The organism is Acinetobacter sp. YH12064 (assembly GCF_013419735.1).
GTDB classification, from domain to species: Bacteria; Pseudomonadota; Gammaproteobacteria; order Pseudomonadales; family Moraxellaceae; genus Acinetobacter; species Acinetobacter amyesii.
The window spans coordinates 185,192-210,587 of sequence record NZ_VOZP01000006.1 but is presented as its reverse complement, the minus strand read 5'-3'; the positions used below and the strand labels follow the sequence as shown (position 1 = coordinate 210,587).

Genomic DNA, 25,396 nt, shown 5'->3' with positions numbered 1-25,396 from the left:
TTAAATTCAGTGTATGGATAATTTTTCAATTATGCATGCGCTTTTTTAAATCCAAGGAATTATTCACATATATAAATTTTAAAGAAAATTTCAGGCTGATGCTTTCTTGGCGCTGAAAAATTCCGTCACACTTTTACAGTAATCTTCACTTAACCCAGCCTCATTTTGTAATGCTGCTTCCAATTCCAATTGTTGCTGCAATGTGTTCGTGCTGGAGGGTTGAAAAGCAGTTTTAATGTTTTGCATCGACAATATCGGTCTTTGTGCCAGTTGTGTCGCAAGCTTTTCAGCTGTAGCTTGCAAAGTCTCTGACGTACAGACTTGCCAAATCATACCCATGTACAAAGCGGCTTGTGCAGTCACAGGCTCTGCCAGTAACGCAATCGCTTTAGCGCGGGCAAGCCCAATCAATCTTGGCAACGTCCAGCTCAAACCTGCATCTGGCCCTAACCCAATTTTAGAAAACGACAATACAAATTTGGCATTTTCTGCCGCGAGCACAATATCACAGGCCAGTGCAATACCTACTCCTGCGCCCGCAGCTATACCATTCACTGCACAGATTACAGGTTTTGAGCTTTGCTCAATCGCTGTAATTACAGGGTTATAGTTATCCCTTAGCGAAGCACCAAGATCCAACTTTTTAGTTAAATCTTTTCGCTCATTTAAGTCTTGTCCGGCGCAAAAGCCGCGGCCATTTCCGGTAATCAGAATCGCCCGGCAACGCGGATCATCATTGGCTGCCTGCAGTGCCTGATGCAATTGCTTGAGCATTGGCACAGTCAGCGCATTCATTTTAGCGGGCCGGTTTAAACGGATAACCGTACAGCCATGATGCTGTTCCGTCACAATGTTTTCTGCCTCGGCGCAAGGTTCCTGCCAAACCACATGCGCTTTGACCGCATTTGTTTCCACATGAATCCACCCATATTTCTTAGCTTTTGCGACCATGTCATCAAAACTTTGGTTCCAATCCGCCCCAGCTGAAAATTGCGTGACGAGCTGCTGATCTATCCATACATGATCATCCTGATCAATCGCGATGCCGTCAATCTGCGGGTATTCGCCGTGCGCAAAACCATTCAGCACAAATTTGAATGATTTAAAATCCTGCAGCTGTTCCAGCTTCAAGCCCTGTTCTTTGCAATACATTAAATCCATAATCTGCTCCTTAAGCGGCTTGTACAGACGCATCGCCGGCGTTGCCGAAAGATGACCAGCCGCCGTCTACAAATAATGCCGAACCATTCATATAAGAGGCTTGATCAGAAGCTAGGAACAGCACTGCATTGGCAATATTCTCCGGCTTGCCTAAATGGCCCAGCGGTATGCGGCGGTTGATTTTTGGAGTATCAATCGAATTGGTGCGTTCTAGTTCTTCTACACCCGGCGTACGGATATAGCCCGGACATACCGTCACGACACGAATGCCCTTTTGCCCCAGTTCGGCTGCCATGCAGCGGGTAATCATTTCTATAGCTGCTTTTGATGCGCCATAGGCATGTCTTGGCGCAAATGGCAGATGCGTATTGATGGAACCGAAATTCACAATCGCGCCGCCCTGTTCCGGCATCAGTTTGACCGCTTCACGCGCGCAGCTGAATGAACCGGTCACATTAGTGGCCATAATGCGTCTTAACCCCGGCAGTGACTGCTGTTCCACTGGGCCAAAAATATCTGCAATCGCTGCGTTATTCACCATGACATCAACATGGCCAAAGCGCTGTTTAATCTGTTCAAAGGCTGAGCTGATCTGCGCTTCATCAGTGATATCAACCTGCATAGCCAAATGCTGACTGCCAAAATCCTGCTTCAGCTGTTCAACTGAGGCCGCATCATAATCCAGCATCGCCAGCACATCACCTTGCGCTGCAAAAGCTGCCGCAGTTGCCCTGCCTATGCCGCGGGCTGCACCGGTAATCACCACAACACGCGCAGCTGTTTTTTGCGCGGTGCGCTGTTGTTCTTCATCGGCGCGGATGAATTGCGCTTCGCAAGCATCGCCAATTTGGTTAAAGGTCGCATAACCGCCATCGACCGCAACCACAGAACCGGTGATGTATTCAGCGCGCTCCGAAGCCAAAAAAACCACCACACTGGCAATTTCATCTGGACGGCCTAAACGACCCATTGGAATGCGCTTGCGGATAGCATCTAAATCGAGCTTATTGTCCTGTTCCAGCGCAGCAACCATTTCAGTTTTGATATAGCCCGGCGCGATGGCATTGACGCGGATTTTTTTCTCGGCCAGTTCACAAGCCAGTGATTTTGTTAGGCTGATCACCGCGGCTTTGGATCCAGCATATGCATTACGCTTTGGGTTGGAGTGCAGTCCAGCGCCGGATGAAATATTGATGATTGATGCATGTTCATGTGTCATAAATTTCAAAGCTTTTTGCACCAGCTCGATAGAAGCCATCCAGTTCACTTCAAAAGTGTTTTCAAATTCTTGGGCAGAAGTCTCCAGCACACTGTTCATTGACGGGCCAATAGCCGCATTATTGACAATTAAATCGACCCGCTGAAACTGCTGGGTGATGCTATCCATGGTTTGGCTGATTTCTTCAGGATTCAGCAAATCGCAGGCATAAACCGCTACCGGATGTTCAGCTTTATCCTGCAATGCGTTTAGGCCCTGCTTATTTTTATCAATGGCCGCCACCTGATAACCTTGCTCCTGCAGCTGCAGGCAAACTGCCATCCCGATACTGCCTGCTGCGCCTGTAACAACTGCTACTTTTTGTGTATTCATCTTTCAAATCCTTTTGAGTTATTGGGTATCTGTGATCCGTTATTTTCTAGCGGCTTTTTGCAACTTGGCGGAATGCGCCGTCTTTATACAGTAGAATTTCATGGTCGAATGTTTCAGCCGCCACTACGCGTCCGATGTATAAATTATGCGTGCCCCATTCAATGCATTTTTCCACCAAGCAGTCGAATGAAACCGCTGCACCATTCAGCACCGGCGAACCCGTTTCCAAATGATGCCAATCGCCTTCTGCATAGCGCCCTTCAGGCGCAAGTCCTGGGGTGGAAAACAGCCGCGCCACATTATGCTGATCTTCACTGAGCATATTGATCGCGAAAGCGCCGCTTTCTGCAATCAGTTTTTCTGCGCTGGCGCTGCGGTTAACACAGACCAGCATACTTGGCGGCTCCATAGACACCGAACAGATCGCTGTAGCGGTCAGGCCGTGACGCACATCGCCATGACAGGTTGTTACCACACCGACAGGTGAGGCAATATTGCGCATAGACTGTTTAAAATCCACAATGTCGATACTGTCAATTGCAGGCTGGTTTTGAATCATGTTTTCGAATTTTTTCAAAATTTCGCGGTCTATTTTTACGTTCATTTGAGTAGCTCCAATTCCTTTTTCTCTTGCATCCATAGTGCTTTTTTCACATTAAATGTGCAATAAATTGGCTGATTTAGCGCACATTTACACAGATATGAATTTCGCAGCTGCGCATCAGGTAACGATCAATGCATCTAGCGCCATCAAGCCTTGGCCTTCTGGGAATACCATCACCGGATTCAAATCGATGCTTTCATACTGCCCTTGATTGACGTAGGCAAATTGCGACAAATCAGAAAGCATTTGCGCTAGCGCATCAATATCTGACGGCGCGCCGCCGCGCACGCCTTCCAGCATGGCAAAGCCTTTAATTTCACGGATCATGCGGTGCGCTTCCTGTGTATTGAATGGCGCAACACGGAAAGTCACATCTTTAAGCACTTCCACAAAGACACCGCCCAAACCGAACATCACCACAGGGCCTAAACTTGGATCGGTAAATACGCCGACAATTGTTTCGGTGCCACCTTGAATCATTGGGCTTAAAATCACCCCATCCAGTACGGCTTCAGGCGCTTGCTGCCGTACATGAGCTAGCATGCTTGCCATTTGTTCCTGAACCTGCGCTGCATTTTTTAAGTTCAGCTTGACGCCGCCTACTTCAGTTTTGTGCGGCAAATCGGCAGAAGCGATTTTCATCACCAGCGGGTAACCGATTTGCTCGGCTGCCGCTGCAGGGTTCTGATCTGAAGGCACTAAAATTTCTGGGGTAAAAGTCACGCCTGCTTTGGACAAAATGGCCTTGGCTTCGTGTTCGCTCAATGCTTTTTGCGGAATTTCAACCGGTTCTGGCAGCTGAATTTTAGGCAATGCGCGTTCTAATTTGGCCTGCTGTTTCCACTGCTGGAACTGCCACAACACTCCCAATGAATGAATCAGCGCACTGCCGTCTGCAAACACCAAAAAGCCATTGTCTTCATAGGTTTTTACGATTTCACGCGGCGCAGTCATGGTCAGGCATTTTACACAGGAAGTATCGTCCTGCATCGCATTGCTCAGCGACTCATTCAGTAAAGCTGAAAAGTTCTTGCTGCTAGGCCCGCTGCCCAATATGCCGGCAAATATGTTATAGCCGCCTTTTTGGATCATTGCGCGCATAAATTCAGTCATGATCGGCAGTTCAGTCGCCGCCTGCGCGGTCACATCGACCGGATTGACCGGTGAGGCATAAGGCAGAATTTGTTTCAGTTCCGCTTGTACATCTTCCGGCATGGCCGCTACATCTAAGCCGGCTTTTTCTGCATCATCCGACATTTGAATGCCAAAACCGCCAGAGAAGGTATAAATGCCTAGCTTATTGCCCTGCAGCGTGCCTGCTTTCACCACGGTATAGGCGATATCAATTTGTTCAGCCGTAGTATGCGCGCGGAATACGCCATACTGGCGCAGCACCGCATCAAAGACATGATCCAGCCCTGCCAGCGCTGCCGTGTGTGAACTCGCTGCCTGCGCGCCAACGGCAGAACTGCCGACTTTCATAAAGACAATAGAGATGTCTTTACGGCGGGCTTTTTCCAAAGCCTGAATAAAGTTGTCACGGTTGCGGATACCTTCAGCATAGACCATTACGACTTTCACTTCGGACTGATCCACCGCCCAAGATAAAGCTTCGGAAATATCTAGATCGCATTCATTGCCGGTAGTAATCCAATATCCAACACCTAATCCGCGCTCACGGCAGAGATGCGCAATATGCGAACCATAAGCGCCGCTTTGCGACACAATCGCGACAGGTCCTGCCTGCACAAATCCGCGGTCTAAAATAGTAGAGAACGTACCGTAATAATGTTTGTAGGTATTAAAAACACCTAAACAGTTTGGCCCGAGTAAACGCAGATTGGCTTCTTTGGCAATATTCACCATTTCTGCCTGCATTTCACTGCCGGCATCACCCGCTTCAGAAAAGCCGGCAGAAAAAACGATCGCTGATTTCACACCTTTATCTGCACAAGCTTTGACAGAGTCCAGCACTGCAGATGCCGGCACTGCCAGCAAAGCGACATCGGGTGTTGCATCAATCGCATCCAGACTGGCATACGCCTTATAGCTCTGCACGCTTTCACGGTTAGGATTGATTGGATAAATTTCGCCTAAATAACCGCTATTTTTCAAATATTTCAGCGGACGCCCGCCGATACGCATTGGATTGTCTGAAGCCCCTATCAGCGCCACAGACTGCGGATTCATTAATGCTTCTAATACAGAACTTGTCATTTTTTAAACCTTTAATTCGATGTCTAATTTATTTATTGCTGATAGCGCGGTTCAGGCAGCCCCTTTACGCCCAAGCCATCAATGGCAAACAAATAGCCGCCTGCAGGGTGGCGGGAAATCATGCGCCCAGTACCTGAGTTTTTAATTGAGGTGACATATAAGGTGCTGAGGTCATCTCCGCCAAAGGCCAAGCAGCTTGGAAAATCTGTTGGTGAACGAATAAGGCGGTCCAATGTGCCGTTCGGGGCAAAACGTGCGATTTTATTGGCGCTGACCAAAGCCACCCATAAATAGCCTTCTGCATCCACAGTGGCGCCGTCTGGTGCAGAGCCTAAACCCGAAGTATCAAAAAAGATCCGCGGTTCAAGCAAATCCTGATTGCCATCGCCATAGTCATAAGCGCGGATTTTCAAATCCAGACTGTCTGCCATATACATGACCTTGCCGTCCGGACTGAACGCGATACAGTTGGAAATGCGGATGCCGTTTGCCAGTTTTTTCGACTCACCTGTACGGTTCATGCGGTACAGCTCACCCAAAGGGTCAGTATGAATTCCCATAGAGCCGCAGATAAAATTGCCAAAACGGTCAATTTTTCCATCATTGAAGCGCACCTTTTCATTGGGCGGAATCGGCTGCATAAGGGTTTTAATTTCGCCTGAATCTAAATTCAGTTCATAAAAGCCATCAACCAAACTGACGATTAAGCTGTTGTTTTGCGCTAAACCGATACAGCCAATTTGTGACGGAGTTTTCCAGCTTTGATATTGCTGTGTTTTGGGATCATAGCGCTTGACCAAACAGCTAACGCTGTCCACCCAATACAGGCATTTGCTCTCGCTGTCCCAAATTGGGCTTTCACCCAGCAAATCTGCAGTGTCGCCAATTTTTGAAACGGTGATGGTCATGGTGCATTCCTCTTGCTGATTCAATATTCGAGCGCTGTCCCTGCGCTCTGTTTAAAATGGCCGTTGATTAAGAAAAGGCGAAAGTCGCTGCGCCATCGACAAACAAGACATGGCCGGATACAAAACTTGCTTCATCGCTGGCCAAAAATACTGCTGCATTGGCAATATCATCTGCCGAACACAAGCGGCCTAAAGGCATGCGCTTGCGCCGGTTTTCCCATGCTTCTTCCGACACCACCAGCTTGGCGCCATCTGTCGGTGTCGATGTTGGCGCAATCGCATTGACGCGGATATTGTGTTCGCCAAATTCCGCTGCGCCGGAACGGGTTAAGCCAGATACTGCGCTTTTCACTGCGCTGTACATCACGCCGTTTTTCATCGCCAGCACAGAAGACGGCGAACCGATGTTAATGATGTTGCCGCCACCCGCGCTGATCATGTCATTCAGCACAGCCTGATAGCCCCACACCACGGCTTTAAAGCCAACATCAATCATGCGGTTAATCATAATTTCAGTCTGATCTGCCAAAGGCCCGTAACGGTTCCACATGGCGTTGTTCACTAAAATTTCGACTGGGCCAAAATGCGCCTTGAGTTTTTCAACTTGAGCAAACAGGTCTTCGCGTACTGCAACATTGCAGGCCAGTGCAAAGGCTTTGCCGCCTTGCGCTACAATATGATCAACTGCTTCCTGTGCAATTTCTTCTTTCAAATCCAGCACACCCACCAGCGCGCCTTCACGTGCAAAAGCCTCACTGATTGCGCGTCCAATGCCGCGCCCACCGCCAGTAACCAAAGCAACTTTTCCTGACAATCTCTCCATGATTGATTCCTTTATGCGTTTAAAAATCTCTCGATTTTTGTGTATTGTTCAAGTGATTGGATGACTACATCTTTGCATTTAATTTTTCCTGCTGACAATGCAAAAACGCAAAAGCCGGCCAGTTTCACAGATGTGAAAAAGTCAAAAAATTGCTGAGTAATTTGCTTTAAGAGAAGCAAGCGGCTTAAGCTGAAATTCAATCTGCTGCAGTAGAATAACCTAGACTGCTGGGGTCATCCCGCTGTTCCAAGGCATGCTGATTTAAAGGATCAATCCAAAGCATGATTGATCTTTTTTATTGATTTATAAATTATATTTCTTTTTAAATTAAATACTTAATTAATTTTAAACATTTGTTATATCGATAGATATATACCAATACATATTCGACGAAATATGGAAGAAATTCCTATGTTTTTCGTCGGATATAAATGCTAGATTGATTCAGCGAAATACAGCAGAAGTGCTATAGATTTTATTTGAAATGTAAAAATTCATGGATAAGAAATTAAGAAAGATTCATAAGGAGCAGCAAAGTTGAGCGATTCCCAAGTTAAGTCAGCAGTAAGAGCATTGGAAATCATGGAATATTTCCGCTCCGTAAAACAGTCCCGCTCAATGAGTGAAATTTCAACTGTTCTAAACTACCCGCAGTCCAGTACTACAGTTTTACTGAAAACCTTAGTCTCCAGTGGATATTTAAATTTCAACCGTACAGAACGGCTCTATTTTCCTACCCTAAAACTTTATGATTTGGGCAATTGGATTCCGTCCAGAATTTTTTCTTCTGAACTGGTTTTGGATGTGCTGCAGGATATTCATGATAAGACTGGCGAGACCGTTTCGATTACCACCAAGAATGATATTTATGTACAGTACAATAAAATCATCCATTCTGTGCATGCGCTGCGTTATCACGTCAACGAAAGCGAATTGCGCCCGCTGACGCAATCCTCTGCCGGCTGGTTGCTGATGTCAACCATGAACGATAAAGCCTTGGACAATACCATCCGCAGAGCCAACAGCGTTACCCAGCAAGAAGGCTACCGTGTGGACATTACCGAAATGATGGAACGCATCCGTCAAATTCGAGAGCAAGGCTATTCATGCACAGGCAATTTGCCATTTCAAGGCAGCGGCACCATTTCGGTACTTGCACCCATCAACATTCATGGCCAGCCGGTCACTATCGGCATCGGCGGTGAACTGCAACGTATTAAACAGAACTTTGACAGCTATCTGGATTTATTGCGCACGGGTGTTAAACGCTTAGAAAATAACAGCAACTTCCATCTGCCAATTGAAATTGCGATGTAATTTTTTTTTCATCTTTTTATACATAAAAAAAGAGTTTTTATCTGACAATAAAAACTCTTTTTATAAACAATCAATACTTTAAGTTGGTAAATTCAATACCACTTTGGCTAGAATGTTGCGCTGAATTTCATTTGATCCTCCAAAAATTGCCGGTGCACGCGCGTCCAAGAACAAGTTCATTGCATCAACTGCACCACCGTCAATTTCAATATCATCGTCCAGCCGTGCATCTGCGCCCGCCAGTACCAACGTTTCTTCAGTAATGCGCTGATACAGTTCTGTGGCCGCAATTTTCAAAATGGATACATCTGCGCCCAAATGCTTGCCTTCGCGCAACACTTTGGCATAGCGCTCAAAGCTAGATCCTAAATCATATAAGTCCAAACGCAGCTTGGCATATCGCGACAGAAAAGCAGCATCGTCAAAGGCTTTTTTATGCTCCGCCAATTTGTCTAAGCGGCCCAGCGCCAATTCAGCACGTACAGGCGAGCCTAAGAAAATACGCTCATGACCCAAGACAGATTTGGCAATGGTCCAGCCCTGATTCAGCTCACCGACCAAGTTCTCTTTTGGCACACGGACATTATCAAAAAACACTTCACAGAAATCTTTTTCACCGCGCAGGTTTTCAATAGGTCGCACGTCCACACCTGGGGTGGTCATATCTACTAACAGCACAGATATGCCCTTTTGCTTTTTGACTTCCTTATCTGTACGCACCAACAGAAAAATCAAGTTGGCGCAGCTGCCCAGCGTGGTCCAAATTTTTTGTCCATTCACCACAAATTCGTCGCCGTCCAGTTCAGCACTGGTACGTAGGCTAGCCAAATCCGAACCTGAGTTTGGTTCTGAATAGCCCTGACACCAGATATCTTCACCAGAAAGGATACGCGGTAGATAATAATCTTTCTGCGCCTGTGTACCGTAATTTAAGAGCAGCGGGCCCACCAATGATGTACCATGATCGGGAATACGCGGACAGCCATTTTTCGCCCATTCTTCAACATAAATCATATGCTTGGCGGGCGTCAGCCCCATACCGCCATATTCTACCGGCCACATTGGCGCCAACCAGCCATGTTTATACAGTGCTTGATACCATTCTTTCACTTCTTCGTACAGCGGACGCTGCTTGCGCATATATCTCAATTCTTCCGGACAGTTTTCCAAAATCCATTCACGGAAAATTTGGCGGAACTCTTGATCCGATAAGCTATTCCAATCAGCCATGATTTAGCTCCTGAAATACCGGTGTGCGTTTTTCTAAAAATGCAGCCATTGCTTCTTTAGAATCAGGGTGGCGAGTCATTTGTACAGTCAGGTTTTGCTCAAAGCGGTAACCGTCTTTCAATCCCATTGTTTCCACGGTATTAATCGCGCGTTTTGCCAAGCGCACAGCTGTTGGACTCTTGCTGGCAATCGAATTCGCAATTTGCATCGCTTCTTTCATCAGCTCTTCAGGCTTAGTGCAAGCCTCAATAATCCCGCGTTCGTACAGTTCACGCGCACTTACTCGATAACCAGTCAAAATCATGCGGCGCGCTAGAGAGTGCGGCAGCAGGCGCATTGCATGGCGTGCACCGCCCATGAGGCCGATATCAATTTCAGGTAAGCCAAATACCGCATTTTCTGAGGCTAAAATAATATCGCAGCATAGAGTCAATCCCAAACCAGCACCTAATGCAACGCCATTCACTGCAGCAATTACTGGGATATTGGACTCCATGATACAAAAACCTGCTTCACGGGTACGGCGCAAATGACGGCTGGTTTCGCCCGGTGTTGCGCCAACGCTGCCGCGTGATTTAATATCCGCTCCTGCAGAAAAGACTTTGCCTTCTGCGGTTAATACAATCACGCTGACATCGGTTGAATCATTCAGCTCATCAAACACGCTGATCAACTCTTCGACAAACTCTTTAGATTGCGCATTGACTGGCGGACGGTTTAAAGTCACGACAGCAACGCCATTTTCGATTTCTGTTTTAATTAATTGATTTAGCATGAGAACTCCTTATTGACTCTTCTTTCCTTGGATTAATTTGCACGTTCAGTCTGAACGAATTTAATTCTTAATTTTTCAGCATCGCCGAATGAGGCGGCTAAATTGATTGCGCGCTTCAAATACAGACCAATATCACATTCTGCTGTGAAGCCCATGGCACCATATAAATGCACCGCGCGGCGGCCAATCGAAGTTGCAGATTCACTGGCACGCACTTTAGCCGCCAGCACCGCTAAATGGCTGTCTATGCCATGTCCTGAAACTAAGCGTTCAACTGCATTGTCAATTGCGGCACAGGCAAATTCCGCATCGGCCCACATATCTACCAAACGATGCTGAATCACTTGAAATTTAGCAATGGGCTGGCCAAACTGTTCCCGCTGCTGCATATATTCACTGGTCAATGCGACCAATTTGCTGGCAATGCCAGCAAGTTCGGAAGCCACAGCCAGCATTGCTAAATCACTGCATTGGCCTAATTGTGCACTTAAATGCCCCTTTGTCAGCAACTGCGCCGCTGGTACAGCCGTATCATTTAAGCTGAGTATTGAAAGTGTCGTACCATCTACTGCGCGGTGATCCTTCCTTGAAATGCCCGAACTTTGCGCCGGCACACTAAATAGATATTGCACACCTTCAGCATCATGCGCTTGTATAATAAAATCAGACGCTTCTTGTACCGCGTCTAAATATTCACTTTTACCATTTAGAATAAAATCCTGACCATTCAGGACTGCAGTTATTTTTCCTCCAGTCACAGGAACCACCAGCTGATCCGCATTTAGCAGCACAGCAGCCAAACGTGAACGCTCTTCAGATGCGTCCAAGCTATTTAAAATGGCTGAGGCAAATACCGCTGAAGATGCAATAGGTGATGTCACCAGTTCCTGCCCCAGGGCATGGCTAATAACTGCCTGCTCTTTAATGCTTAACCCGGCACCACCCTGTGCTTCGGAAAGCAATAAGCCAATCCATCCAGCATCCGCCATTTCTTTCCATTGTTTTTTATCCAGTGCATTCTGGCTCTCTCTCAATTGGCGTAAACCTTTTGCACCGGGAAAGCCTTTTGAAAATGCAACCACACTTTCTTTAAGCATGCCCAGTACGCCGTCAGCATCATCCATCATCAGTTCTGACATTCACAAATCTCCTTTTTGCATTTCAGCAGCATCACATCGTGTCTAGTCATTTCAAGATATTCAAATACGGAAAAACTAAATTTTCATTCAGGGAACTGAGCTATATCAGCAGGCTTCCTTGCGTACCGAAGACCATTTTTATCGTGGTTTAGAGAATGCGGTTAAGCGATGGAATGTGTCAATTTCAAAGCTACTTTTGCTTGAAATATCATGTATATGAATTTTTAATTTTTTTTAATCTACTAATACAATTTAGTTTAATTTACTGAAGCTTAATAATTAATTATTGGGCTTTCTAATTGCTAATCGAAGAGTTATAAATACTTCAAAAAATTAAAATTGAATCAAAGCCCTTCCCATCGTATCTTAGATAAGCTTAATCGATTTAAACAAATCCAAAATTTTATGTGGGGTAAGTTGAGGGGTAAATTCACAGATAAAAAAAAGCCCTTGCAAATACAAAGGCTTAATTCAACATTTGGCGGAAGCGGTGAGATTCGAACTCACGGAGGACTCGCGCCCTCGTCGGTTTTCAAGACCGGTGCATTAAACCGCTCTGCCACGCTTCCATGTGCGCCATAATACGGAGGTTTTATTCATCTGACAAGTAAAAATTACAACTAAACCTTTCAAATGAATATTGTTTCGCCAAATCCTTAAAGTTTAGCCGCAAGCTCCGCACCTTCACGTATTGCGCGTTTCGCATCTAACTCTGCTGCTAGTTTTGCACCACCAATAATATGGTAATTGGCAAGGGTTTTCTCACCCTGTTCTGGCATCAAATGCTTTACCGATTCCTGACCTGCACAAACGACAATCGTATCTACACGTAATAATTGATCATGCCCTTCATATTCAACCCAAAGACCTTCATCAGTAATGGCTTTGTATTGAACACCACGCAGCATACGAACCGCATTTTTCTTTAATTGTGCACGGTGTACCCAGCCTGATGTTTTACCTAACCCAGCACCGAGTGCAGTTGTTTTACGTTGTAATAAGTAGATTTCACGAACAGGAGGTTCGAGCTCAGCAGCCTGCATACCACCTTCTGTTATGTAGTTTGGATTTGGATCAACACCCCACTCCCGCTGCCAATCCGCTAAAGGCATTGGTTGTGGCTGATGTGGTGGTTTGAGTAAAAATTCAGATACATCAAAGCCAATGCCGCCTGCACCAATCACAGCAACTTTATTGCCCACAGCTGCGCCTTTCAGCACTTCTGCATAAGACAAGACATTCGGTGCATCACTACCTTCGATTTTCAAGCTGCGAGGAACTACACCTGTTGCAATAACCACTTCCTCAAACCCTTCACGTTCAAGTTGTTCACGGTTTACACGCGTGTTTAAACGCAGATCGACACCCGTTTTTTCGATTTGAACTTTAAAGTAGCGAATCGTTTCGTGAAATTCTTCTTTGCCGGGAATGACTTTTGCCAAATTAAATTGACCACCCACCTCTGCACCAGCTTCAAATAAAGTCACCGCATGGCCTCGGCTTGCCGCAACCGTAGCTGCAGACATGCCTGCCACGCCACCACCGACGACTGCAATACGCTTCGGTTTTTTGGTCTTTAAATAAACCAATTCAGTTTCATATGCCGCTCGCGGGTTGACCAAACACGTCGCACGCTGATTTTTAAAAGTATGATCTAAACAGGCTTGGTTACAGGCAATACAGGTATTGATTTCATCGACACGGTTGGTCGCCGTTTTATTTACCCAAAACGGATCTGCCAAGAACGGACGCGCCATTTGCACCATATCTGCCTTGCCTGAAGCCAAAATTTCTTCAGCTGTATCTGGCATATTGATACGGTTGGACGCAATGACAGGGATTGCAACATGTTTTTTGACTTCAGCGGTATTGTCCACAAACGCTGCGCGAGGCACTGAGGTCACAATTGTCGGAATACGTGCTTCATGCCAGCCAATCCCCGTGTTCAGCAACGTCACACCTGCTGCTTCCAATGCTTTAGCAACAGTAATGACTTCTGCCATGGTGTTCCCATCATGAACCAAATCGAGCAATGACAAACGGAAGCAGATAATAAATTTCTCACCCACTTCAGCACGTATCGATTTCACAATATCAACCGCAAGGCGCATACGATTTTCAATTTCACCGCCCCAACGGTCTGTCCGTTGGTTGACATGACGGCTTAAAAATTGATTCAACAAGTAGCCTTCTGAACCCATAATTTCAACACCATCATAGCCGGCCTTATGTGCAAGACTTGCCGTTTTGACATAATCATCAATGGTTGAAAGAATTTGTTTGTCCGTTAATTGACGTGGTTTAAAAGGTGAAATCGGAGATTTAATCGGACTTGCTGACACTGCAAAAGGCTGATAGCCATAACGCCCAGCATGCAAGATTTGCATTAAAATTTTGGCACCATGTTTATGTACTGCATGGGTCACCAAGCGATGCGGAGCAATATCACCTAAAGTATTCATGGTTCCGCCAGCAGGTAACAGCCAACCTTGACGGTTTGGCGAAATACCGCCTGTAATAATCAGGCCGACACCACCTTTCGCACGCTCACCAAAATAAGCCGCAAGCTTAGGATAATTATAAAAACGATCTTCCAGCCCACTATGCATGGACCCCATCACGACACGGTTTTTAATCGTGGTAAAACCCAAATGTAAAGGCTTTAAAATATTTGCATAGCTAGTCGTTGTCATGCTGAATCCTTATTTTGGCTTTGCAACTTGTTGCATAACACTTTAGCGGTTTTTTTATATTTTGGGATGACAATTTAGAAAATATTCTTCGCTTTTATGGTCAATACCGTGTGACGCATAAATTATTCACTCATAAAAAAGCCGTGATATATCACATCACGGCGTGTTGTTTTATAAAGCATTATTTCCAATGTTTCAGCTTACTGGTTTGTCCAATCCCGACATTAAAGCTATTGGTTGGATCCAGCTTTTGATAATGTTTTTTTAATGCAGGCTTCGCCACATATAAATGTCCAACATTGTGTTCTGCAGGATATTCAGCGCCACGATCATCGAGTAAATGCCACATTGCATGTTCCATTGCCAAAGGGTCTACACCTTTTTTCACAATATAATCTTGATGAAAAACATGACAGAGAAAATGTCCATAATAGAGTTTATGGATAATTTGCTCATCCATGGCTTTCGGCAAAGTTTCCACCCATTCTCGATCATTGCGACGTAATGCAATATCCAATGCAACAATGTCTTCCACTTCAGAACGATGCGTATCACGATAACGAATGGCGGCACCTGCCACCGCAAAGCGATGTAAAAATGCCTTACGACCTTCTTCATCCGTACATTTAAAATAATTGCCTGAGATTTTGTCTAAAAAATACGTTTTCAAATACGCATCAACTTGATCAACATCCTGATTTTCAATACGAATCATCAAATGATGCTCATATAAATCACGAAATTCATTCATACGTTTTGGCAGATGATTCGGCATAAATTTAGTGACGAGTTGTAAAACTTTATCCGATAAACCTTGCAAGCCCAGTTTTTCTAAATAGCCATCGACTTTATCTTTCATGGCAAAAGCAGCAGGAACTTTTGCGGTGCCGAATTTTTCAATAAATACAAAAGAATCTTTACCGTATTCAGCCCCAATATCGTATGCCACACGATGAATGTACTCACCTGCAATCGGGAGGCGTGCAAGATCTTTTAATAGAAAACGACGAATTTCGGTTAAATCATCTTGTGAATTGGTCCCTACATAAAACACCTGACTAGGGATTTTTTCAAAGGTATCTAAACGTACTGCAAAGACGCAGACCTTACCTGCTGAACCCGATGCTTCAAATAAACGGCTTGGATCGGCATTAAAACGTGCAGGCGTATTTTCATCAACCTGCTTTACGTCATGTGAATAGCGTTGATCTGATGCACAGCAACTTGAATTATTCACAATGTCATTGATTTGATAATTTTTATTTTCCAGCGCTGTGAGGATTTCTTCAGGCGTATTGCCAAGATGGACACCTAGATGATTGACCAACTCTAACTCACCTGACTCATTCACTTGTGCATACAGTGCAAGCTCTGTATAGGCAGGACCGCGGCGTACCAAAGCACCCCCTGAGTTATTGCATACGCCGCCCAAAACCGATGCCCCAATACACGAAGAACCAATCACCGAATGAGGTTCACGATTATATGGCAGCAAATCTTTTTCAAGTTTGTCTAATGTCGCACCCGGTAGACAAATCACTTGCTTGCCTTCATTAATCACTTGGATGCCAACCAAACGACGTGTACTTATCAGCACCACAGGACGGTCATAGTCATCACCAAACGGCGTTGAACCACCTGTCAGACCTGTATTGGCGGCTTGCATAATCACAATATAATTTGCATCCACAGCCGCTTGCAGCACTTGCCATTGCTCAAGCAAAGAGCCCGGTGTAACCACAGCCAATACTTTTCCTGCACCGTAACGGCGACCTTGGCGGTATAAACGTGTGTCTTTATCTTCAGTTAAAACGTGTTGCTTACCGACGATGTTGATAAGGTTTTGAATGGTTTGTGATGATTGAGTTTGCATGCTCGTAGAATTTTCCATTTTCAATTTTTTCTCTCCTCGCTAAAGAGGAATTGCATTGTTGTGCAATGAAAAAATATTGATTTAAATAATTTTAAACAACGTAGGTTTATTTGCACATATCAAAAGTTTTTAGTCATTGTTATTAAAATCTATAATGAATATCCCTTCTCCCTTAGGGATGAATAGCAATGCTACGCAAGAGGGTTAGAAGAATTATTCAATAAATACCTCTCCCTAACCCTCTCCTACAAGGAGAGGGAACTTTCATTTTTTAATTTTTTTTGATGACGAATAACTTTCCCAAGAGATCTATTCAAAAAATCACCCAGCCAACTCTTTCTCTAACTTCACCAAACAATCAGATGTAATATCCGCAATGGTTTTTGCACCTGTTAAGGTCATCGCAACACGCATTTCTTTATCAATCAGTTCTAGAAGATTTGAAACACCCTCACCACCTGCTGCACCGAGTGCATAAACAAATGCGCGACCGAGCATACAGGTATCTGCACCCAAAGCCAGCATACGCACCACATCTAAACCATTTCGAATACCTGAGTCAGCAAGAATTTTAATATCGCCTTTTACTGCATCTGCAATTGGCGGTAATGCACGCGCTGATGATAAAACCCCATCGAGCTGACGGCCACCATGGTTTGACACCACAATGCCATCTGCACCAAAACGCACTGCATCTTTGGCATCTTCAGGGTCAAGTATGCCTTTAATGACCATCGGGCCATCCCAAAATTCACGAATCCACTCAAGGTCTTTCCATGAAATTGATGGGTCAAAGTTATTGCCCAACCAGCCGATATAATCTTCCAAACCTGTTGGTTTGCCCAAGTATTTAGAAATATTCCCTAAGTCATGCGGACGACCTAATAAACCCACATTCCACGCCCAGTGTGGGTGGAAACACGACTGCATATAACGGCGCATGGCAGCATTTGGGCCGCTCATCCCCGAGTGTGCATCACGGTAACGTGCGCCCGGAACAGGCATATCCACGGTAAACACCAGAGTTGAACAGCCTGCTGCTTTGGCACGTTCTAAGGCATTTTTCATAAAGCCACGGTCACGTAGCACATATAACTGAAACCACATGGGACGCTGAATCGCTGGCGCCACTTCTTCAATTGGACAAACTGAAACGGTAGACAGCGTAAATGGAATGCCCTTTTTATCTGCGGCAACGGCTGCTTGAACTTCACCACGACGTGCATACATCCCTGTTAAACCCACAGGTGATAAAGCCACAGGCATCGATAAGGTTTCATTAAACAGTTGGGTTTCTAGACTCAGCTGTGACATGTCATTCAGCACACGTTGACGCAACGCTATTTTTGATAAATCTTCTACATTACGCTTTAAGGTATATTCGGCATACGCCCCACCATCGATATAATGAAATAAAAATGGCGGTAAACGACGACGTGCCGCTTCACGGTAGTCATTGGCAGAAGAAATAATCATGCTTATATCCTGTTTAATCGACTGGCACGCTGACGACGAGCTTCTTCTTCATCAATCATGCGCACCTGTTGTACTACAAACTCAATGTGTCCACAGACTGCTTTACGTGCAGCTTCAGGATCACGACGTTCAATTGCATTCATGACTTGAAAGTGCTGATCGTGCAATTGATCAAATCGGTGTGCTTCGCTATAAACTTTTCGACGACCTAAAACGACATTAAATTGCAACAGATCAAATAGACCACGCATCATCTGAATCAACACTAAATTGTGTGAAGCTTCAGCAATTGCTAAATGAAATTTGGCATCTGCACGCGCTGCTTCATCGTCATTGCCTAAAGCCTGAAAATGATTGATCTGATCATAATAATGTCGGATATGTGCCAAGTCCTCTGCTGTAGCACGTTGTGCCGCATACCATGCAGTACCACCTTCTAAAATAATGCGCGCCTCTTGCACATCAAAACGGTAGGCAGGGTCTTCACTAATCAAACTGCTGATGGGCTGCACAATTTGATAACTCGACCAAGTCGCAGGTAATTGCTTTAAAAAAGTCCCCGCACCGACTTTACTGACCAACACGCCCATGCTGGTCAATTGAGAAATCGCTTCGCGTAAAGAGGTGCGTGAGACGCCAAGTTGTTCACACAGTTTCCGTTCAGCAGGCAGACGATCTCCAACTTGCATATTGCTTTCCTCAATCAATACACGAAGACTTTGAACAGTTTTATCAGAGACTTTCATCTGCTTTCCTTAACGTTGTTACACAATGCGTGTTATGGAATCATCCAAGGGAACACATAAGCTTGTAGGGTGATTAAAATCCCCATCATGATTGTGAACGTTATACTGTGTTTTACTGTAAAACGGAATAAATCCGACTCTTTACCCACCAAGCCAACTGCCGCACATGCAATTGCAATTGACTGCGGAGAAATCATTTTTCCAGTCACACCACCACTGGTATTGGCAGCAACGAGTAATACTTCTGGCACACCAATTTGCTGTGCAGTAGTTGCCTGTAATGCAGCAAATAGTGCATTGGCTGACGTATCTGAACCCGTAAGGAAGACACCAAGCCATCCTAAAAATGGCGAGAAGAAGGTAAAGGCTTGGCCTGTATGCGCAAGTGCCAATGCCAATGTTGCCGACATCCCTGAATAGTTGGCGATAAATGCAAAAGCCAAGACCATTCCAATCGAATAAATTGGAATTTTTAATTCATTAATAGTTTCACCAAAGGTCACAATTGCTTCTTTAGGCTTCATTTTTAAGAAAATAATGGTAATGATCGCAGCAATGACAATTGCCGTACCTGTTGCCGAAAACCAATCAAATTTATAGATGGCATCGTAGTCCTTCATTTCAGGTACGACTGGCGGCATCTTTTGAACCAATTGATGTAAAAATGGCACTTTGATCGAAATAACCAAATCATGTAAGGCACCGTCTTTAGTAAATAAATCCTTAAACGGTTTAATACTCCAGATCGTAACCATCACCGTTAAGATCGCAAATGGCGACCACGCTTTTGCAATTTGACCCAAGCTATATTTTTGCTGTTTTTGTGCAGCAACATCTTCACTCATCGTCGCATCTTGATCTGCAAAGCGGAAAATATGTTTAGGCTGCCAATATTTAAATAAAATCGTTAATGACACTAAAGAGGCAATCGCCGCGGTAATATCTGGTAATTCAGGACCGACAAAGTTCGAGGTTAGGTACTGTGCAATCGCAAAGCTACTCGCGCCAACCACAACTGCAGGCCAAGTTTCCTTCACACCGCGCCAGCCATCCATAATCGCCATAATCCAAAACAGTACAATCGGCACCATAAATGGCAGCTGTCGACCAACCATCTGACTGATTTCCATCGTATCAACACCAGACACTTGCCCAGCAACGATAATTGGAATACCCATCGCACCGAAAGCCACTGGCGCAGTATTGACGATCAGACAAAGACCTGCCGCATATAAAGGCTTAAAGCCTAAACCTACCAATAGTGCTGCGGTAATCGCCACAGGGGCACCAAATCCCGCCGCACCTTCTAGGAAAGTACCGAAAGCAAAGCCGACTAACAGCATCTGTAAACGTTGATCTTCAGTAATCGAAAGAATCGAAGAACGGATGATGTCAAACTGCCCTGTTTTGACAGAGATTTTATACAGGAACACCGCACCAATAATGATCCATGCAATCGGCCATAAACCGTAGAAGAAACCGTAGACCATCGAAGCCAATGCCATAAGCGCAGGCATGTCATAGGCAAATAAAGACACCAAAAGTGCCAGTACAACGGTGATCGTACCTGCCACACTGCCTTTTAAACGAAATACAGCAAGCGCCAAGAAAAAAAAGATAATCGGAATGAGCGCAATTAAACTTGATATCCATATATTCCCCATTGGGTCATATATTTGCTGCCATTGAAGCATTGTCATCTCCTTGAAATGCTTACTAAGATTTAATTATTGAGCAATATCAGCATGTGGTCTTTTTTCATTGGTATGACCAATATAAAAATCAAAGACATAAAAACTCATACTATTGCTGAAATACTCTGCAATTTTTAAATATTTCAACTCAATCATTCAAGCTTTTCTTGTTTTTGGTATGACCAATACTCAATGCGAAAACGTTATTTTCCAGTTTGAATTTTTAACAACATTTTTTTAAATATCTGTTTTATAATTATTATTTATGAATAAATTCTATAAAATATACTTTAGTCTAATAACCAAGCTTTGTTTGACTTCAGTCTCATTTCAGCGAAAAGGATAAAAACCAAATCAACCCAATATTGGTATGACCTTTTATTTAAATCAAATAGATTTCTTTATATGTGCAACCTATTTCTTTCAGAAAATGCATTTTCCGCCTGCAAAAACTAGATGAAGTATTCATCAATAGATTTCAACGATCATTTTTTTCTACCTCATCGCTTGTATCTCATGATTTTTTAGAAAAACCTTGCAGAAAAGTGCTACAATCACGCACATATATGTATTCTTTCAGGCCACCCATTCTCGGTGCCTATATTTATATCGTTAGGATTAACAATGACTGATAATGCAACTATCTTGCAGAATGTCCCAGTTGGCAAAAAAGTTGGTATTGCCTTCTCTGGTGGTCTAGATACTTCAGCTGCGCTTTTGTGGATGAAACAAAAAGGTGCGGAACCTTATGCTTACACAGCAAACTTAGGTCAACCTGATGAAGACGACTACGATGCGATTCCAAAAAAAGCGGAAGCGTATGGCGCAGTTAAAGCTCGCTTAGTTGATTGTCGTTTACAACTTGCTTTAGAAGGTATTGCGGCTATTCAATGTGGCGCTTTCCACATTTCAACTGGTGGTATGCCTTATTTCAACACGACTCCTCTTGGTCGTGCAGTTACAGGTACGATGCTTGTAACCGCAATGAAAGAAGATGACGTAAACATCTGGGGTGACGGTTCGACTTATAAAGGTAACGACATTGAACGTTTCTATCGTTATGGTCTGTTGACTAACCCATCGCTAAAAATTTACAAACCTTGGTTAGACCAAACTTTCATTGACGAGCTAGGCGGCCGTGCAGAAATGTCACAGTTCCTGATCGACAATGGTTTTGACTACAAAATGTCAAAAGAGAAAGCGTACTCAACTGACTCAAACATGTTAGGTGCGACTCACGAAGCAAAAGATCTTGAATACCTTAATGCGGGTATCAAAATCGTAGACCCAATCATGGGCGTTGCGTTCTGGAAAGATGACGTAGAAGTAAAAGCTGAAGAAGTTTCTGTAACTTTCGAAGAAGGCTTCCCTGTTGCATTAAATGGCAAACGCATCGAAAACCCAGTTGAGTTCATTCTTGAAGCTAACCGTATCGGTGGTCGTCATGGTCTAGGTATGTCTGACCAAATCGAAAACCGTATCATTGAAGCAAAATCTCGTGGTATCTACGAAGCTCCGGGTATGGCACTTCTTCATATTGCTTATGAACGTTTAGTGACTGGTATTCATAACGAAGACACCATCGAACAATACCGTATTAACGGTCTGCGTTTAGGTCGTCTTCTTTACCAAGGTCGTTGGTTCGATTCTCAATCATTAATGCTTCGTGAAACTGCACAGCGTTGGGTTGCTAAAGCAATCACTGGTACGGTGACTTTAGAACTTCGTCGTGGTAATGACTACACTATTCTAAACACTGAATCTCCTAACCTCACTTATGAAGCTGAGCGTTTAACTATGGAGAAAGGTGACTCTATGTTTAGTCCTGCTGACCGTATCGGTCAATTGACTATGCGTAACCTAGATATCACAGATACTCGCGCTAAATTAGGCATCTACACAAACTCTGGCTTACTTGCAGTAGGTACAGGTTCAGCAGTACCTCAATTAAAAGACAAAAACAAATAAGATTTGTTGAGTCATAAAAAAACCGCGCATTTTGCGCGGTTTTTTTATTGCCGATTTCAGAGAATTTCTCAATGTTATTAAACATTAAGCCACATGCGCTGAACGAATCGATTGATAGTAAATTTGATTCCGTCCGAGTTGTTTTGCACGATATAAAGCCTGATCAGCGATCGTCAATAACTCTTCCTTGGTCAGCATCTCCGCACGATATACGGTTATCCCCAAACTAATAGTGACGTGATTTGAAACCTGTGATTTGGCATGTGGAATTTCTAAACGATCGATTGCTTTATAAATATTTGACGCTACCGCATAAGCACCATGCGCATCGGTTTCAGGCAATAAAACCACAAATTCTTCACCACCATATCGCGCTACAAAATCCATATGTCGAATGGCATTTTTAATGGTTTTGGCAATGGTTGAAATTACATCATCGCCTTTTTGATGACCGTAGAAATCGTTATAGTTTTTAAAATGATCGACATCGATAAATAGCACAGCAAGCGAGGTGTTATTACGTCGAGATTGCTCATAAAAGGTATCAAGCATTTCATCAAAAGTACGTCGGTTTGAAATCTTGGTTAATTCATCATGCTGACTTAAATGTAAAAGCTCTGTGGTATGAATACGATGGATTTTTTCACTAATATCCGCGCGCAGCATATTCAAAAATATCATCCGTTCACGCGCACAGAGCATCTTACTGATTGCAAAACCCAATACACAGCTTCCAATCAGTACACGCCCCAACACCATCACATCAAATTTCACTTCTAATGAAAAAAGCATCAACATGGTGACCACAGCAGCCAATAATCCAGACATCAACATTTGAACCGGTTTCACTCCAGTCAAAATATAGCTCAAGATGTAAATCATACAAAGGATCATCATGGCCTGATGTTTAAGTGCTTCGGTATACACGGTCATGGTGAGCCAAGACATTGAAATAACGGCCCAAAACACTACAAACATACTGGCATGTGAAAAATAAGGTTTCAGACGGTCATAACGGGCAAAGGTATATAAAGCCAAAAGACACAGCGCACCATTGAGCTGACCAACCAAACAACGAATAAAATCATGCACAAAATGCTGTTGATTAATTATCCAGTAATCTCCGGGAATGATCAGCATCGTGAGCACAAAGTAGATCAACGCTCCCATCCAAAAAAAATGACGTATGTTGGTTTGCGCACGATCGAGGCTTAAAGTCCAAAATTGAGTTTCCAGTTTTTTAGGAAACATTTCCCCTACACGACGAGTTTGCCGTGTAATCAGTTCCTCTATTTTTTCTTTATCGTATTGCAACTTTGCAAGGTTATACTTGTATTCCATTTCCAAGCATTTATCTAATTCTTTTAGTCATTTAAAAATACCACAGTTTTATTCTTTATTTATATCTGTTCAGTCATTTGTACATAAATCTCGTTACCATTTTCACATTATTTGCATTATCATTTGTTTTATTTCCAAGCTTGGAATCGCTGTGAATACGATTACTCTTCTTCAGCCAGATGATTGGCATGCACATTTACGTGACGGTCTAGCCCTAAAGCGTACAGTTCCTGATTTAGCACAACAATTCTCTCGCGCGATTTGTATGCCAAATACCGTACCACCGGTAAAAACCGTTGAAGAAGCAAATGCATACCGTGAACGTATCATGGCACATGTTCCTGAAGGCGTTCACTTTGACCCGCGCATGGTGCTCTATTTCACTGACAACACACCTGCAAGTGAAGTTAAAAAAATTAAAGAATCTGAGCATGTTAATGCCATCAAGCTCTATCCAGCGGGTGCAACCACGAACTCGGACAGTGGTGTCAGCGATATTAGTAAAGTCTATGGTGTGATTGAGCAGCTCGAAGAACACCAAGTACCATTACTGTTACATGGTGAAGTGACCCACAACCATGTCGATATTTTTGACCGTGAAAAACGTTTCCTAGATGAAGTGCTATCTCCACTGTTAAAACAGTTCCCTAAATTAAAATTGGTGCTAGAACACATCACTACTAGTGAAGCTGCGCATTTTGTATTAGAACAAGACCGTAATGTCGCTGCGACAATCACACCGCAACATTTATTGTTTAACCGTAATGATATGTTGGTGGGTGGTATTAAACCGCATTTCTATTGCTTACCGATTTTAAAACGTCAAACCCATCAGCAAACTTTGCTCGAAGTCGCGACCAGTGCGAACCCTAAATTTTTCTTAGGTACAGACAGTGCGCCGCACTCAAAAAATGCTAAAGAAAATGCATGTGGCTGTGCAGGATGTTATAGTGCACCAACAGCAATTGAGCTATACGCTCAAGCATTTGATCAAGTCGGTAAAATCGACCGTTTAGAAGGTTTTGCAAGCCACTTTGGTGCAGACTTCTACGGACTCCCTCGAAATACCAATACCATTACTTTGGTAAAAGAAGATCAAGTGATCCCTGAAAGTTTAGACTATTTGGATGGCGAAAAAATTATTCCGTTGTATGCGGGTAAGACCATCCAATGGAGAAAAGTGTGACAGATGAAACTCGACCAGTCATTGGTCAACGTTTCCGTGGATTCCTACCTGTTGTTGTCGATGTCGAAACAGCAGGTTTTAATTCACAGACCGATGCCTTACTGGAAATTGCAGCGATTCCTATTGTGTATGATGCAGAAGGTAATTTTGTACCGGGTGAAGCCCACCATGCACATATCAATCCATTTGAAGGTGCCAACCTTGACCGTCGTTCACTGGATTTTATTGGTGTAGATCCATTTAATCCAATGCGTATGGCCATGGCTGAAGATGAAAAATCAGCATTAAAACGTATCTTCAAAGCAGTAAATGAAGTACGTCGCCAACAGAACTGCACACACGCGGTTTTAGTGGGTCATAATGCCCATTTTGACTTAGGTTTTGTACAGGCAGCTATTGCACGTACAGGGACAAAAAATCAAAATCCTTTCCATAGTTTTTCCGTATTCGATACAGTGACTTTGAGCGCTGTAATGTTTGGACAAACTGTGCTGGCAAAATCATGTATTCAAGCTGGTATTGAGTTTGATGGCAAAGAAGCACACTCTGCACTTTACGATACTCAGAAGACCGCTGAACTGTTCTGTTATATTTTGAACAAACTCGGTCCCCACCTACTTGACACTATGATGGCGGATCAATAAGATACCGCCA

General features: G+C 43.9%; 19 protein-coding genes and 1 tRNA gene. 4 read left to right on the top strand and 16 right to left on the bottom strand.

Annotated elements, in window-relative coordinates:
* Positions 1–90: 90 nt before the first annotated feature.
* From FTU13_RS08160 to FTU13_RS08135, 6 genes are all read right to left on the bottom strand, one after another.
* On the bottom strand, positions 91–1,161 hold the full coding sequence (locus FTU13_RS08160; protein WP_180131026.1) for an enoyl-CoA hydratase-related protein: 1,071 nt from the start codon (positions 1,159–1,161) through the stop codon (positions 91–93).
* A gap of 10 nt (positions 1,162–1,171) precedes the next feature.
* Positions 1,172–2,752, bottom strand: a complete 1,581-nt coding sequence (locus tag FTU13_RS08155; protein WP_180131024.1) for an SDR family oxidoreductase — start codon at positions 2,750–2,752, stop codon at positions 1,172–1,174.
* A gap of 46 nt (positions 2,753–2,798) precedes the next feature.
* Positions 2,799–3,356, bottom strand: a complete 558-nt coding sequence (locus tag FTU13_RS08150; protein WP_257227205.1) for a flavin reductase family protein — start codon at positions 3,354–3,356, stop codon at positions 2,799–2,801.
* 117 nt (positions 3,357–3,473) lie between these two features.
* Entirely contained in the window at positions 3,474–5,573 is a 2,100-nt protein-coding gene (locus tag FTU13_RS08145) for an acetate--CoA ligase family protein (protein WP_180131022.1), read from the bottom strand.
* 32 nt (positions 5,574–5,605) lie between these two features.
* On the bottom strand, positions 5,606–6,481 hold the full coding sequence (locus tag FTU13_RS08140; protein ID WP_180131020.1) for an SMP-30/gluconolactonase/LRE family protein: 876 nt from the start codon (positions 6,479–6,481) through the stop codon (positions 5,606–5,608).
* 67 nt (positions 6,482–6,548) lie between these two features.
* Positions 6,549–7,304: an SDR family NAD(P)-dependent oxidoreductase gene (locus FTU13_RS08135; protein WP_180131018.1), complete on the bottom strand. Its 756-nt coding sequence runs from the start codon at positions 7,302–7,304 to the stop codon at positions 6,549–6,551.
* 537 nt (positions 7,305–7,841) lie between these two features.
* Here FTU13_RS08135 and FTU13_RS08130 point away from each other — a divergent pair.
* A complete protein-coding gene (locus tag FTU13_RS08130) occupies positions 7,842–8,621 on the top strand; it encodes an IclR family transcriptional regulator (protein ID WP_180131015.1) in 780 nt (259 codons plus the stop codon).
* Positions 8,622–8,699: 78 nt separating this feature from the next.
* On the opposite strand, the gene FTU13_RS08125 is transcribed toward FTU13_RS08130, so the two are convergent.
* The 9 genes from FTU13_RS08125 to lldP all read right to left on the bottom strand — a co-directional run bounded on the left by FTU13_RS08125 (position 8,700) and on the right by lldP (position 20,253).
* A complete protein-coding gene (locus FTU13_RS08125; RefSeq protein ID WP_180131012.1) occupies positions 8,700–9,851 on the bottom strand; it encodes an acyl-CoA dehydrogenase family protein in 1,152 nt (383 codons plus the stop codon).
* Positions 9,844–10,626: an enoyl-CoA hydratase/isomerase family protein gene (locus tag FTU13_RS08120; RefSeq protein WP_180131009.1), complete on the bottom strand. Its 783-nt coding sequence runs from the start codon at positions 10,624–10,626 to the stop codon at positions 9,844–9,846. The genes FTU13_RS08125 and FTU13_RS08120 overlap by 8 nt, the downstream gene beginning before the upstream one ends.
* A gap of 32 nt (positions 10,627–10,658) precedes the next feature.
* Entirely contained in the window at positions 10,659–11,765 is a 1,107-nt protein-coding gene (locus tag FTU13_RS08115; protein WP_180131006.1) for an acyl-CoA dehydrogenase family protein, read from the bottom strand.
* Positions 11,766–12,244: 479 nt separating this feature from the next.
* Positions 12,245–12,334: transfer RNA gene (locus FTU13_RS08110), tRNA-Ser, on the bottom strand.
* Positions 12,335–12,421: 87 nt separating this feature from the next.
* A complete protein-coding gene (locus tag FTU13_RS08105) occupies positions 12,422–14,458 on the bottom strand; it encodes an NADPH-dependent 2,4-dienoyl-CoA reductase (RefSeq protein WP_180126526.1) in 2,037 nt (678 codons plus the stop codon).
* A 181-nt stretch (positions 14,459–14,639) separates the two neighbouring features.
* Positions 14,640–16,331 (bottom strand): D-lactate dehydrogenase, encoded by a 1,692-nt coding sequence (gene dld / locus FTU13_RS08100; RefSeq protein WP_180126528.1) that lies wholly within the window; start codon positions 16,329–16,331, stop codon positions 14,640–14,642.
* A 321-nt stretch (positions 16,332–16,652) separates the two neighbouring features.
* Positions 16,653–17,807, bottom strand: a complete 1,155-nt coding sequence (gene lldD / locus FTU13_RS08095; protein ID WP_078192909.1) for an FMN-dependent L-lactate dehydrogenase LldD — start codon at positions 17,805–17,807, stop codon at positions 16,653–16,655.
* Between the two features lie 2 nt (positions 17,808–17,809).
* Positions 17,810–18,553, bottom strand: coding sequence for a transcriptional regulator LldR (gene lldR / locus FTU13_RS08090; protein ID WP_078189144.1), 744 nt, complete (start codon positions 18,551–18,553; stop codon positions 17,810–17,812).
* A 32-nt stretch (positions 18,554–18,585) separates the two neighbouring features.
* Positions 18,586–20,253: an L-lactate permease gene (gene lldP / locus FTU13_RS08085; RefSeq protein ID WP_171319310.1), complete on the bottom strand. Its 1,668-nt coding sequence runs from the start codon at positions 20,251–20,253 to the stop codon at positions 18,586–18,588.
* Positions 20,254–20,871: 618 nt separating this feature from the next.
* Between lldP and argG the strand changes: the two genes are divergently transcribed.
* Positions 20,872–22,215 (top strand): argininosuccinate synthase, encoded by a 1,344-nt coding sequence (gene argG, locus FTU13_RS08080; RefSeq protein WP_078189146.1) that lies wholly within the window; start codon positions 20,872–20,874, stop codon positions 22,213–22,215.
* Between the two features lie 84 nt (positions 22,216–22,299).
* Here the strand turns inward: argG and FTU13_RS08075 are convergent, their stop codons facing one another.
* Positions 22,300–23,556, bottom strand: a complete 1,257-nt coding sequence (locus FTU13_RS08075) for a diguanylate cyclase (protein ID WP_180126530.1) — start codon at positions 23,554–23,556, stop codon at positions 22,300–22,302.
* A gap of 151 nt (positions 23,557–23,707) precedes the next feature.
* Between FTU13_RS08075 and pyrC the strand changes: the two genes are divergently transcribed.
* Complete coding sequence (gene pyrC / locus FTU13_RS08070; protein WP_111885770.1) at positions 23,708–24,742, top strand: dihydroorotase; 1,035 nt, start codon at positions 23,708–23,710, stop codon at positions 24,740–24,742.
* Positions 24,727–25,386, top strand: coding sequence for a ribonuclease T (rnt, locus tag FTU13_RS08065; RefSeq protein ID WP_078189149.1), 660 nt, complete (start codon positions 24,727–24,729; stop codon positions 25,384–25,386). Before pyrC ends, rnt begins: the two co-directional genes overlap by 16 nt.
* The last annotated feature ends 10 nt before the right edge of the window (positions 25,387–25,396 follow it).